The following is a 13,223-nucleotide window of genomic DNA, read 5'->3' on the forward strand; positions in this document are numbered from 1 at the left end:
CTCTATCTGGGCCTCGTGGCAATGAAGGAGTACAGCCGTCCGGGTCGGTTGTCGAACGCCTGTGCAATACGTGACAGAACAGTCCACACCGGGTCGAGACGCAAGATTGCGGAAGCAACACTGCCGAAGAGTGGCAGTTTGGCTCCGATACGCGCGCCTAGTTCTCTTTTTAGTTCATTCCTGGTGTACGGAGCGAAATTTATTTCGCTTTCGAGAGGTGCCAAGACTTTGTCCATACCAAACCCGGCGGAAACAATAGCCTTTTCGTAGTCCGCCAGAAGGAAAGCGTTCTCTCCACCATACAACTTATGAAGAGGATGCTGGTCCAGAAATACCGGAAGATCGCTTTTCGAAGAAATAACGTGTTCTCTGACGGCGATCAGACGGCCGCCGGGCTTCAGGACACGAAAGAACTCCCGGCACGCAGCTGCCAAATCCGATGTGTGGTGTAAGACGGCTCTTGCAAAGACGACATCAAACGTCTGATCGGGAAACGGTAATTTTTCAGAGAACTCTTCCACCACTTGGATCGGCAGCTTTGTTTCCTCCGCGAGATGTTTGATCGCTCCGGAACCTACGAGGTCGCTTTTGTCGGGTTCAAGGGCAGTTACATCGAAGCCTTCCTTGGCCAGAGCATAGCTCGCGATTCCTCGCCCTGCGCCGATATCGACGGCGCTGCCTCGCCGATCAGGGAGAAATTTGCGGATAGCTTTCCACTCGTCGCTCCGCCAGTAGCGTTCGGCTGCTTTCGAAAGAGGGTCGTCGTAATAGGCATCGATAACAAGCTTCTGCTGGTCGGGTTGTTCCCGGAGCCATTGTACAGCCTGCTCCCACGTATCCAGATGCTGCGATGTCATCGTCAATCCTGAGTTAAGGCCGCCGCCGGCGTTATGTGGCGAATGATCCGAGCCGGGTTACCTGCAACAACCGTGTAGGGTGCTACATCGCGCGTTACGACGGCCTGCGCACCAATAACCGCACCTTCGCCGACTGTCACGCCCTTCAAGATACTGACGCCAAAGCCGATCCACACTTTATCTTCGATCACAACCGGCCTAATTGCGACTCCGGACCAGTCCTTCCGACCTATACCCCAGTCTCGAACATCGTTTTTTCGCAGGTCCCAATCCAGCGAATGAGAGTCGTGGTCTACGATCGTCACGCCCCAGGAGATGATGACATCATTTCCGATTTCGATGCCTGAATGGCAAACCAGATGGCTTGATCCCACGTAACATCGATCGCCAATCGAAACGCGCCCGTTCGGGTCGTCGAAACTGATAATGCAGTTTATAATGCAGTCTCGACCAATTTGAGTGTTACCACCTCGTATGGAGCGCAAGGCCAGCCAGCGAATTCTGCTCCGCGGCCCCACAACGAACCGACTTCTGTTCCGCACCAGAATGCCAGCTAGCATATTAGCTATTGCCGATGGGTTGAGCTTCATGCGATCTCGACCAGTCGATTGAACTGCTGCCACTGAGCATCTTTATTATAGAGCGTCCTGATCATGTTATGGCCCTTGGCGGCAATTGCCTGTAGCTGGCGTCTGTCATCAAGTAGGTCGCGTATGATCGATACGGCAGCTTCAGCGCTATCGTAAGTTAACATGTTTTCGCCATCCATCATGCCCTGTGGATAATTTCCTGCGTCGGATACCATGGCTGCACCACAACCAAGTGCTTCCCAGCAGCGCATATTACCCCGGTCTGGGCCGGCCATGTCGACGGCGCCGTTCAACACGATTTTTGCTTGTGAGATGGCGCTATACAGGTCGCGTCCAAAAACAGCTCGTCGAGACACTGCTCGGATGCTGTTGGGCCGTTTGTGCTCACGCAGAGGCAGGAGCCAGCCTACCGGGCTTTCAGCGAGGCGGGTGAGGCGAGATCGGTCGAGGTGGTATACAACGCGAAATTCCTTGCTGAGCTCAGAGACCGCCTCCAGAATTTCGGCGCGCTTGCGATGGTGGCGGCTGTAACCTCCAACAAATAAAACATCTATCGGCCGGTTGGCGTTGGCGGCATAGTTATCCATCGCTGGGTCATGTGCCGGCGCAAAATACTCCGCATGCCATCCATGCTTGCGGTAACTTTCTAAAATAAGTGGAAAGTTGCAAACAATAAGATCATACGCTCCGAAATCGACACTACCTGACGGAGCAGCCCTCCACATGATGGATTTGCGAACACTGCCCGGCAGTTTTCGTAAAAACTCGCTGCCGTAACGCATCGGATCCATGTTGTAGAAGATCTCGGTTCGGTGATGCTCTATCTGATTGAGCAGGATTTCTTCCATGCTGCTCGAGCTTGGGAGGCCATTTTCTGCCGCCCAGTATTTCTGAAGCTTTTCATCGTCGCCATTTGTGAAAAAGACGTCAGGCGCCAACTCGATTGGAGGTTTGAGGATGTGACATGCCCCATAAGAGTCGTCCAGAAAGACCTGCAATCGCTTCCGGAACTCCATTTCCTGGTTTGCAAGGCGATTGAGGCGCGGCAAATAGGATGCATATACGCCTGAGTTCTGGAAAATACGCATTTCGTTTATGCCTGCTTCAGGCTGGCCATGTTGTCGACACTGCCTGGATACCGGTTGATCGGGCGCCATTTGAAAGCGCAAGACATTGCTATGGTCAATGGTACAACCAAGATCAATCCGCCCGTGACCATTGCCGTCTGCAATGCGGTGGATAGCATGATGAAGACGCCCGAATGGCCGAGCGCCAGCCCGGAAATGGTCGCTGCCGTCTTGCCTCGCTTTACGATCAGCTCGGTATCGAGCCACCTCACGAAAAAGCCCGCCATAAGTGAGAGAGCAAGGACGCCAGCCCAGGAAAAATCTGCCCAGGCATCGGCAATGAACATCGCGGTTGTCGTCGAGCCCATCACTCCGCGATGCACTGCGCCAACAAGCAGATAGGTGGGCGGAGTTGACTCTGATTGCAGGATATTGGCCAACCAGCTGAACTGACGACCCCAACTATGCGGAAGCACGCTTGGAATTGCTGCGAAATATTCCAACAGGCTTTCATTGACGATCATGAAGACACGGTAGAAGAGGAAATCGAGCGTTTCTCCGACACCGCTGACTTCTCGAATGGCGATCGCCGTCATCGCTCCGAACAGCACAACACAAACGGCGATAAAACCGAGAGCCGCGGCGAGGCGGATCTGGAGTGATCGCCGGAGATATTCGATCACCATCAATTGCAAGATGAAAATCGCCAGCGGTGCCTTGCTCAACGTCGCTGCCTTTTCGAAAAGCACGACGGCAATAAACGCCCAGGCCAACGGTCGGAGCCAGATGGACCTCTCCCTCAAGGCGGCGAAACAGCAAAATGCCAGAAACGGGAACAGGTTGGAGTTAAAGAGGTTCAATAGATAAAAGCGGCTGCCCCCGAATTCACGGCGCATCGCTATCTTTTCGAGTTCGCTCGCATCTGTGTGAAAATAGGTTAGCACATGCGTAACGCTGTTCTCGCTGAGGATAAAAAATCCGAGAACCAGCACGCCGATGGTAGCTATAATCTCAAGCCTCTCGGAGAAGCCCTTAGAAACCCGTACAGCTTGCAGGTTCCAATTGCTAATGGCGTCGCGCATTTGCTGACGGCTGATCTCCAAAACTTTATCGGAGAGAGCTATTCCAATACATACGGAACAAAACGATAGAGCTAAAGCGAGATCTAGGGTGGGAATGACCTCTCCACCAGGTGCGGCAGAGAGGATCTTTTGGAAAAATAACGTCTTCGGTCCCCAGACGCGTGTGTAATAGAGATAAAGTGGACCATGCAGAACAAGCATCAATCCAAGCAGCAGCGAGGAGAGGGTAAAGTTGACTCCAATGCGTCGGATATAGAACCCCGCCGCCAGAAGGACCGCGATCGAGAAGACCAGGCTAGTCCACATTTGCTGACTTTGCGGTCACGTGACGACGGGTTGGCACCAGTTTTCGAACCAAGCGACGCGACTGCATGAGTACCTTGTGCAGCATCATACCGTTGGGATAATCGGTATGAGGAACAGGCGGCGCCAGGATGTAGGACTGGAGTTGTTGTTCGGTCAATCCCAGCTTTTTGGCGACGAACCTGGTTTCCCTGCGCGCGTCTCTTTCAAGTATGATCGGCTTTGAAATCTCTGCCAGGGCGTCATCGCGTGTCAACTGTCCCGCTACGATCAGGCTCGACAGATGCAGCCTTCTCTTATCGAAGTGGAACTTCGCCGGCAGATATATGTCCTGATAAAACTTCGTGAAACGAGACTCGCTGTGCTTGCTGCCGTAGTCGCGCCAGCCGTATTCCCGGCGTAACTCTTCCTGTGCCTTCTCCTTGTCGTAATCGAAATAGTTTAGCGGGCGATGAATTGTCAGTTGCTTCCGTACCCGCGTCATCCAGATATATTCCGGAAAGCTCATAAAGGGATAGGTGGCGAGCGTCATGGAGCCGAAGCGACGTTGAATGGCGCGGGCATGTGTCCCGTCGATGGAAGGGTAGCCGAAACCGGGAGGAACGACGGATTCGGACGCGAAGTTGACGCCGCTTAGAAAGTGCCGAATATCGAACTTTGCCGCGGTCCTGTATAGGGTCGAAAAAAACGCGTGATCCTGCGGAATATCCTGATTGAGTACCGATGCTTTCAGGAACGAGACCTGAAGATCGCGCATTTCCTGCCACTCGACAACATAGGTATGAAGGTCGAGGTCGAGCTTCCGCACCAGTCTTTCGATGTTGTGGACTGCAGGCTCGGAATTCCAGCCGCCATCGATGTGGACAGCAAGCAAGCGAAGGCCATGCTTGCGACCGGCGAGATGGGCGAGGAAGGCGCTGTCGATACCGCCGCTGAGCCCCACCATCGCGTCGTAGGGCTTATTCTTGCCCTCCTGCTTCAGCATGGCGACAAGTCGTTGCATTCTGAGATCACCCTCGGACCCGGGCCACCATTCATGCGATTTTCTGGTGAGCGCATCGCGGCAGCAATTGCACTGTCCGCTGGCGTCGAACTCAATTGCCGGATTGGAATCGTCCATAATGCAGAAGGAACATATCCGTTGCGTTTCACGCATGGGCGTCGCGCTCCATTCCTTCAAGCATTTCCGGATCCGGATAGTTGACCAGAACCGCGCGCAATCGGCCGACAAAGGTGAAGGTGCTGCCTGATGCTGCCGCCGAGGCGCCCGCGCGCAATCCTTCGGTCAAGTGATCATAGTTTCCTGCGCCGCCGAGTGCGACGACGGGTACGCTTAATCTGCTCGTCACGGACTTTATAAGTTCGAGGTCATAACCCGATCGTTTTCCGTCGAGCGTTACGGACTGAAGGATGATTTCACCGACACCCAGATCCTGAAGCCGGAGGCAAAACTCCACCGGGTCCTGCGGCAGATCGGAATTCGGCTGGACACATCTTGCCGCAGAACCTCGTCCTTTGACGTCGACGCATGCAACAAGCGCCTGACTTCCCATGTCCGCGGCAATCGCCTTCAGCAACTGCGGGTCGCCGGCACGGCTTCCGAGGACGAATTTTTCGACGCCGAAACGATTAAGGTCTTCGCACTCCTGCAGCCGGCTTATTCCACCGCCATAAGCCAGCGGCATGAAACATTCGGTTGCCAGTTCACGCATGAAGCCGATATCAGGCCCGCGACCCTTCCTGGCGGCATCGATATCGAGGATACATATCTCATCGACTTCCTTCTCGTTGAAAAGCCGCACGACATTGAAGGGATCGCCGATATAGGTGCGCTCGCCGAACTCAACAGTTTTGACGAGCCTATGTTTTTCGTCGACCAGCAGAACAGGGATAAGCCTTTTTCTCATCAAATCTTCCCGAAGGCCTCAAGCACGCGCATCCCGAAGCGGTGGCTCTTCTCGGGGTGGAACTGCACGCCGCTTACATTTCCGGAGTTCACGGCGCAGCAGATTTCGCTACCGTAATCGATTGTCGCCGCCACGTCCTGAGGGTTGTCGCATTGCACATAATAGCCATGATCGAAATAAAAGCGTTCGCCATGTACTTCCGAATCGAAAAGGGCGCTTATGCGTGCCGGCTTCACCTCAAGCCAGCCGATATGCGGCACCTTAAGAGGGGATTCAGGCGGCAAGGTGATCCTAAGTACATCCGCCGCGACCCAGCCCAAGCCGGCCTGAACACCTTCGTCGCTTCTGCGCGCCAGCAACTGCATGCCAAGGCAAATGCCAAGAACGGGAATTTGCCGCTTCAATGCCGCTTCGTTGAGCGGGTCAATCAGTCCCTTGGTTTGCAGGGTCAGCATGGCTTTGTCGAACGCGCCGACGCCTGGAAGAATGAGCTTGGAGGCGTTCCTGATCTTGTCCGGATCACTGCTGGTTTCGGCATCGATCCCCAGATAGTCCGCCATATTGATGATCGCACCAATATTACCGACACCGTAGTCCACTACAGTGATCACTCAAAGCCCTCTCTTATGTTTCGTCAGGCCATGCAACCGGCCGAAATACCGATCTACGATTGTGCTTCTAACGGAGCTATAAATCTTGGACAAGATAATACGTCCGGTTTTTGACGACATGGCGGTGAGGGCCATCGCCATTCCGACAATGCCGGAAAACAGGATGTAGGCGAGACCGAGCAGGAACCAGTTGTCGATCCACTGGAATTGGACTTGATAGAAAACGAGCGAGAGCACGGAACCAACAACAGTCGGGCCAATGAAGCTCGCAAACATCTGCTCACCGCTGAACGCCGCAAAGAAGCGGCGGCGGATCACAACGAGCGTGAGGCCGAACCGGATGATGGTCGCAGCCAACAGGCCACTGCCAGCAGCGACGGGGCCGAAATATCCTATGAAAACAATCGAGAAGATGACTGTCATTATAGAATATGCCAGCGAGACCATCGTCACGATCGCGTTTTTCCCCATGCTCGCAGCATAGTAGAAAAATACGTTGTAGCTGCAGCCTATCAAGCCTCCAAGGATGAGAACCTGTAACAAATGGCCGGCCGCCTCGGCCGTTTCCGTCCCGACCCAAAGCGTGAGCAGGGGTCTTGAGAGAATTGCGATCGGCGATAACATGATTGCGCCGAATGCAGCATTGACCCATGACGAACTGAGGAAAAAATCAAACCGTTCGGACTCGCTACTGGCGGACATGCTGCCGAAGCGCGGAAAAAGCACCTCGCATGCACGGATTGTCGCGATATAGCCGGCCTCCTGTACGCGGTTGCAGATATTGTATTGTCCGACCACTGCGGCAGGGGCCAGAGACGCAAGCACGTACCTATCCATCTGATTGCCAAAAATACCTGCAAGTTGTGATAGCCCTTGCCATTTTCCGAAATGCAGCAGGGCGTTTAATTCGTCTCCGACTTTTGGACCCGCGTGTTCGTCGCGGCGCAGGATATGGCGGGTGACAAGGAGCCATCCTGCCGCAGACAGGATGAGGCTTCCGGCGAAACCGGACAGATAGCCATTCAGCGTTGGGATAAACCAGGTAAATCCCAACGTGACGAAAACCGTGACAAAAGAACTCCAGGCGGAAGCCTTGGCAACATTCTTGAAATTTTGTCGCCCCACGGAAATGGCCTGCAGTACCAGTGAAAACTGCTGGGCGAAAATGCCCGCTGCAGCGATCAAGAATGGAACCGTGAAGTTCTGGGAGCCAGGGGCCGCGTTGTTTACGAGGCTTCTCATGATCCATGGTCCGGTCAGCACCAGGGCTATACACCCGATCGCCGAAGCGATCAGACAGATCTTCAACGCAACGGCTGCGACATGAAATGCGGCGCTATATTCCCCGCGTCCTGTTCTCGTCGATGTCTCGCGGACTGTTGCCTGGCCAAGGACGGTGCCGATGAGCGTGAGGGGCGCGGTGACTGCAATGACAATGCCTGCATTGCCGAAATCATGCAGTCCGATCCAGCGAACGACAAAAGGCACCGTGGCCAAATTCGCAATAAGCGTGAAAACGAAAGCAGCCAGATTCCAGCTGGAGTTACCGAGGAGGCTTGAGCGCGCTTCTCCCCGGTCGCCGGATTGCGGCTTGCTCACGCAGCAAATCCCCTGATGGTGTCGGCCACGTAAGCGAGCTGATCTTCGGTCATCTCGGGGAATATCGGAATCGATAGGATCCGCGATTGATTATGGAAGGCATTAGGAAAGTCTTCCGCATGATGGCCCAGATGTTCATAGGCAGCGAGAAAGGGCAGCGCGACGGGATAGTTTATGACTGTCTGTACGCCATGTTGGTTCAGGTGAGCGGAGAGGGCGTCGCGACGCTCATGCTTGACGACGAAAAGGTGGTAGACGTGCGTCCTGCCGGGTGCCGTTCCCGGCAGCTCCAGCCCGCCGATTTTGCCGAGGGCTGCGGCATATCGTGCCGCAACCTCTTGCCGCTTTGCGGTCCATTCGGCGAGGCGAGGAAGCTTGACCGACAGAATAGCCGCCTGCAGTCCGTCGAGCCGGCTGTTGATGCCTTCGATCCAGTGCTCACCCTTGGTCAGGCCACCGTGTCGGGCAAACATCGCCATTTTGTCGGCGAGCGATTTGTCCTTGCAGGTGATGGCCCCGGCATCGCCCATCGCGCCTAGGTTCTTCCCCGGATAGAACGAATAGGAAGCCGCATCCCCAAAACTTCCGATCATTTGTCCATCGACTTGCGCCAGATGTGCCTGGGCGCAATCTTCGATAACCCAGAGGCCATGCTTGCGAGCAATCGCCATGATCGCGCTCATGTCAGCGGGCTGTCCATACAGGTGGACAGGAATGATACCGACGGTGCGCGAGGTAATCTTCTCCTCCAGCTTTGTGGCGTCTATCGTGAAAGTCGTGGCATCCGTGTCACAAAAGACCACCTTGCCGCCAGCTTGCGCAATCGTCTCGCTGGTCGAAATCCAGGAATGTGCTGTTGTAATGATTTCGTCACCGGGCTTTACGCCCAGCGCATGCATGGCGATGTAAAGCGAATCCGTACCATTTGCGCATGAAACGCAATGTGCTGCGCCAACAGCAGCAGCGAATTCTTCCTCGAACTTCTGAACGAAGGGACCTCGGATGAAGGCCGAGGATTTGATGACCGCAGCAATAGCAGCATCGATCTCGTCCTTTATCGACAGATATTGCAGGTGAAGATCGGCGAAGGGGACTTTCATGATGTCGCTCTCGATATGTCGATTGATGTTGATGCGTCCGCTCTAGTTCAATTCTCGATAGACGCCGAGCCCGCGTTGCGTATGAACCGCGCTGGATTGCCTGCGTAGATGCCCGAGACTTCGATATCACGGGTCACGACCGCTCCGGCGCCGATGACCACATCGTCACAAATGTTTACCGGCAGGATTGTGGCATTCGATCCGATGGACACTCGATTTCCGATGCGTGTCTCCTTCCAGAGTGTCCGGTTTCCTCTTGCCGGTCCGCCGTTGGAAAACAGATCGTTGATGAACATCACGCCATGGCCGATGAAGCAATCTTCACCGATCTCAACGAGCTCACAAATGAAGCTATGTGACTGTACCTTGGTCCGAGCACCGATCAGGACACCCTTCTGGATCTCGACGAAAGGCCCCACGAAACAATCATCCGACAGGGTACATTCATAGACATTGGCGGGTTCCACGATCTTCACGCGATCGCCGCAGGTTACGTCCCGGACCTGCGCCTTCCAGAGTGTTGGCGAACGACCCATCACGAGGATCGGCTTCCTAATTTGGAATGCTTGACCTCCAGGGGGAGGCTGACTTCCTGTTGGGATGCAATCGATTCATAGAGCGCCATGATGAGCTCCAGGCTCTGACGGCCTTCGTGACCGTCGACAAGAGCCTTGGTGTTATTCGTCAGGCAATCAACGACATGCTCATAATATGCCTGATGGCCGAAACCATAGACATTCGGCGGATTGACTGAATACTTTTCCATAACCTCGGCATCGGCCACATGATTGTCGCCGAATTGCCAGGTCCTGATCTTGTTGACCGCAAAACCTGCGATTTCCACTGACCCTCCGGCGCCAAGGATCGAGATCGAGCCCTCGATATCTTTGGGCCGTGTCGCGGAGGTCGCTTCGATAATCCCCAGTGCACCATTGCGGAATTTCAGCGTGGCAACGGCCGTATCCTCGGCTTCGATGTTGACAAGCGCTGTGGTGGCGCGTGCATGTACGCTCTCCACTTCGCCCATAAACCAGGTCAACATATCGATGTGATGGCTTGCCTGGTTGGCAAGAACGCCTCCGTCATACGCCCAGGTCCCGCGCCAGCTGTCCTGATCGTAGTAACTCTGGTCGCGGCACCAGCGGACCCGGACGGTGCCAAGGACGAGTTTACCGAAACGGCCGCTATCCAATGCCTCGCGTGCCTTGACGACGGGAACGTTGAAACGGTTCTGCTTAACGACGAACAGATGTACGCCATTGTCATCACACGCGTTAATCATGGCCTCCGCATCCGTGAGCGTCAGTGCCATCGGCTTCTCGACGACGATATGGCGCTTGTACTTGGCCAATGCGATTACGTGCTCTGCATGCATGCCGCTCGGCGTTAACACCGAGACGACGTCAATCCGCTCGTTTTGCATCATCTCGTCAAACGACTGGTAATAAGGCACGCCGAAACGTTCGCCGAATTCCTTTGCCTTTTCGAGAACAACATCGCAAACCGCTGCCAATCTTGCGCCTTCGATCTGCTCAAGGCCAAGCAGCTCCGAATGTCTTTTTGCGATGCGCCCGCAACCAACTATAGCGAAATTTATCACGATCTCTTCCCTGGTGATTTTCGGTCAGTTGTTATTCGGTGCTGACCCTTACGTCAAACCCATGGCGCTTGAGCAGAGCGTGTCGTTTGGCTTCCACGAGATCGTGCGAGACCATTTCAATGCACATTTCTCTTGCCGAAATCTCCGGAACCCATCCCAACAACTCGCGGGCCTTGCTGGGATCACCAAGCAGGGTCTCGACCTCCGCCGGGCGGAAGTATCGCGGATCGATCCTGAGGATGATATCGCCTGGCTTAAGCGCCGGCGCTTTATCTCCGGAGACGGATTCCACAATGCCTTGCTCCGCCAATCCGCTTCCCTCAAAGCGGAGTTTAATGCCCAGATCCTCCGCTGCCCATTCGATGAATTGGCGCACGCTATATTGCTTTCCGGTGGCGATGACAAAATCCTGTGGATTATCCTGTTGAAGCATCATCCACTGCATGCGGACATAATCTTTGGCATGTCCCCAATCCCGCAATGCATCAAGATTGCCCATGTAAAGGCACTTTTCGAGCCCCTGTGCAATATTCGCCATTCCGCGTGTAACCTTCCTCGTCACGAATGTCTCGCCACGGCGAGGGCTCTCGTGATTGAACAAGATGCCGTTGCACGCATACATCCCATAGGATTCGCGGTAATTCACGGTTATCCAGTAAGCGTATAGCTTTGCGACTGCATAAGGACTGCGGGGATAGAAGGGGGTTGTCTCTTTCTGCGGCGTCTCCTGGACCAACCCATAAAGTTCGCTGGTGCTGGCCTGATAGAAACGCGTCTTTTTTTCGAGGCCCAGGATCCTAATGGCTTCCAGAAGCCGCAATGTGCCCAGGGCGTCGGTATCGCCTGTATATTCAGGGCTTTCGAAGCTGACGGCCACATGGCTCTGGGCGCCAAGATTGTAAATCTCGTCGGGCTGGGTGTCCTGAATGATGCGTATCAGGTTGCTGGTATCCGTCAGATCGCCATAATGCAGCTTGAACCGCATGTTCTCGCTGTGCGGATCCTCGTAGATGTGATCAATACGCTGCGTATTGAACGAACTCATGCGCCGCTTGATCCCGTGAACCTCATATCCCTTCGAAAGAAGGAGTTCCGCAAGATAAGAACCGTCCTGCCCGGTTATGCCGGTTATTAGTGCGACTTTGCTCATTTATGCGACTTTCTCTCGGGATAAGAAATCTTCGTAGGCCAGCTTGAGGCCTTGCTGCAGGTCAACGATTGGCGACCAGCCGAGGTTTCTTGCGACTTCGCTGTCCATCAATTTTCGGGGGGTACCGTCCGGTTTGGTTGTATCGAAGTCGATACTGCCGTTGAAGCCAACGATCTTGCTGATGATGATCGCAACTTCAAGGATGGTGACATCGCTTCCATACCCGACATTGATATGGGACTGCCCCTCCGGCATCAGCCTCTTATAGTCTTCATGAGGCAGATTCATGATGTGAACGCTCGCGGCCGCCATATCGTCGACGTACAGAAACTCTCGCAAAGGCGTACCGCTACCCCAGAGCGTTACAGTTGAAGCTCCGCCCACCTTCGCCTCGTGGAAGCGTCTTATGAGCGCGGGGATAACGTGAGAATTCTGAGGGTGATAGGAGTCGCCGACACCATAGAGGTTGCTCGGCATGACTGCTCGGTAATCGACCCCGTGGCTGTCGCAATATTGCCGGTTGTAGCTCTCGCACAATTTGATACCGGCGATCTTAGCAATGGCATAGGGCTCGTTGGTCGGCTCTAGGGACCCCGTTAGAAGTGCGCTTTCTTTGATTGGCTGATCGGCAAGCTTTGGATAAATACAACTCGAGCCAAGGAACAACAGCTTTTTAACGCCGGTTCTAAATGCTGCGTCGACGATATTAAGTTCCATCATTAAGTTGTCGTATATAAAGTCAGCCGGATAGGCGTCGTTCGCATAAATGCCGCCGACCTTTGCGGCGGCAAGGTAGACCTCATCGGGCCGTTCTTGCTCAAAAAAACGTCGAACGTCGGCCTGCTCGATGAGATCGAGTTCTTGGTGACTCGCCGTGACGATCTGATCGGCCGGATGGCCCGCAGCCGATAGTCGCCGTACGATAGCCGAGCCGACCATTCCTCTGTGTCCTGCAACAAATATCCTGGGAGGCCGGATCATCGTGTGCCCATCCATCTATTGGTCATCGAGGCGTTACGCCTACCAAATTTGCAACTACGACAGCGTCGATCTTAGGCGTGCAGCCAATGTCGCTTTCCTTGATTGTTCCGGTCCGAAATGTCAATCGGTCGGCCGCTTGCATCTTAAGGTTCATAATTTGAAGCTGGGCTGCGCAAAGATGGCCGCCTTCGGTAGTTCGAGCAATTCGTGGATTTCCAATTCCCGACCTTCGACATGATCTGTGATTTCCACTGGAATTTGCCTGGTTGCTGCCAGCGTCTTTAGAGCCGCAAGGAAATATTAGCCTGAGTCGGGTTGCGACTCCTCGGTAGAGATGAGTTCCGCACAAAAGCCTGCTGCCGTCGTCAAAAAATCC

General features: G+C 54.3%; 13 protein-coding genes. All 13 read right to left on the minus strand.

What is annotated here, in order from left to right:
* Positions 1-2 precede the first annotated feature (2 nt).
* Genes ACK9YZ_RS23225 through ACK9YZ_RS23285 form a run of 13 tightly spaced genes read right to left on the minus strand, consistent with a single transcriptional unit; the run spans position 3 to position 12,862 of the window.
* Positions 3-857: a methyltransferase domain-containing protein gene (locus tag ACK9YZ_RS23225; RefSeq protein ID WP_416067735.1), complete on the minus strand. Its 855-nt coding sequence runs from the start codon at positions 855-857 to the stop codon at positions 3-5.
* Between the two features lie 2 nt (positions 858-859).
* A complete protein-coding gene (locus tag ACK9YZ_RS23230) occupies positions 860-1,447 on the minus strand; it encodes an acyltransferase (protein ID WP_416067736.1) in 588 nt (195 codons plus the stop codon).
* Positions 1,444-2,535, minus strand: coding sequence for a glycosyltransferase (locus ACK9YZ_RS23235; RefSeq protein ID WP_416067737.1), 1,092 nt, complete (start codon positions 2,533-2,535; stop codon positions 1,444-1,446). Before ACK9YZ_RS23235 ends, ACK9YZ_RS23230 begins: the two co-directional genes overlap by 4 nt.
* 5 nt (positions 2,536-2,540) lie before the next feature.
* Complete coding sequence (locus tag ACK9YZ_RS23240) at positions 2,541-3,902, minus strand: oligosaccharide repeat unit polymerase (RefSeq protein WP_416067738.1); 1,362 nt, start codon at positions 3,900-3,902, stop codon at positions 2,541-2,543.
* Positions 3,892-5,055, minus strand: coding sequence for an N-acetyl sugar amidotransferase (locus ACK9YZ_RS23245; protein WP_416067739.1), 1,164 nt, complete (start codon positions 5,053-5,055; stop codon positions 3,892-3,894). The genes ACK9YZ_RS23240 and ACK9YZ_RS23245 overlap by 11 nt, the downstream gene beginning before the upstream one ends.
* Positions 5,048-5,806, minus strand: a complete 759-nt coding sequence (locus ACK9YZ_RS23250; RefSeq protein ID WP_416067740.1) for a HisA/HisF-related TIM barrel protein — start codon at positions 5,804-5,806, stop codon at positions 5,048-5,050. The genes ACK9YZ_RS23245 and ACK9YZ_RS23250 overlap by 8 nt, the downstream gene beginning before the upstream one ends.
* The gene (hisH, locus tag ACK9YZ_RS23255; RefSeq protein ID WP_416067741.1) at positions 5,806-6,417 is read right to left on the minus strand and encodes an imidazole glycerol phosphate synthase subunit HisH; all 612 of its coding nucleotides are present in this window, start codon (positions 6,415-6,417) and stop codon (positions 5,806-5,808) included. Before hisH ends, ACK9YZ_RS23250 begins: the two co-directional genes overlap by 1 nt.
* Positions 6,418-8,016 (minus strand): lipopolysaccharide biosynthesis protein, encoded by a 1,599-nt coding sequence (locus tag ACK9YZ_RS23260; protein ID WP_416067742.1) that lies wholly within the window; start codon positions 8,014-8,016, stop codon positions 6,418-6,420.
* Positions 8,013-9,116, minus strand: coding sequence for a DegT/DnrJ/EryC1/StrS family aminotransferase (locus ACK9YZ_RS23265; RefSeq protein ID WP_416067743.1), 1,104 nt, complete (start codon positions 9,114-9,116; stop codon positions 8,013-8,015). Before ACK9YZ_RS23265 ends, ACK9YZ_RS23260 begins: the two co-directional genes overlap by 4 nt.
* Before the next feature lie 47 nt (positions 9,117-9,163).
* Entirely contained in the window at positions 9,164-9,652 is a 489-nt protein-coding gene (locus ACK9YZ_RS23270; RefSeq protein WP_416068485.1) for an acyltransferase, read from the minus strand.
* A complete protein-coding gene (locus tag ACK9YZ_RS23275) occupies positions 9,652-10,716 on the minus strand; it encodes a Gfo/Idh/MocA family protein (RefSeq protein ID WP_416067744.1) in 1,065 nt (354 codons plus the stop codon). Before ACK9YZ_RS23275 ends, ACK9YZ_RS23270 begins: the two co-directional genes overlap by 1 nt.
* A 31-nt stretch (positions 10,717-10,747) precedes the next feature.
* Complete coding sequence (gene gmd, locus ACK9YZ_RS23280; RefSeq protein ID WP_416067745.1) at positions 10,748-11,866, minus strand: GDP-mannose 4,6-dehydratase; 1,119 nt, start codon at positions 11,864-11,866, stop codon at positions 10,748-10,750.
* Complete coding sequence (locus ACK9YZ_RS23285) at positions 11,867-12,862, minus strand: GDP-L-fucose synthase family protein (protein WP_416067746.1); 996 nt, start codon at positions 12,860-12,862, stop codon at positions 11,867-11,869. It lies immediately after the preceding gene.
* Between the last annotated feature and the right edge of the window lie 361 nt (positions 12,863-13,223).

The sequence above is a fragment of the Rhizobium sp. ZK1 genome (assembly GCF_047782645.1).
Lineage (GTDB): Bacteria > Pseudomonadota > Alphaproteobacteria > Rhizobiales > Rhizobiaceae > Rhizobium.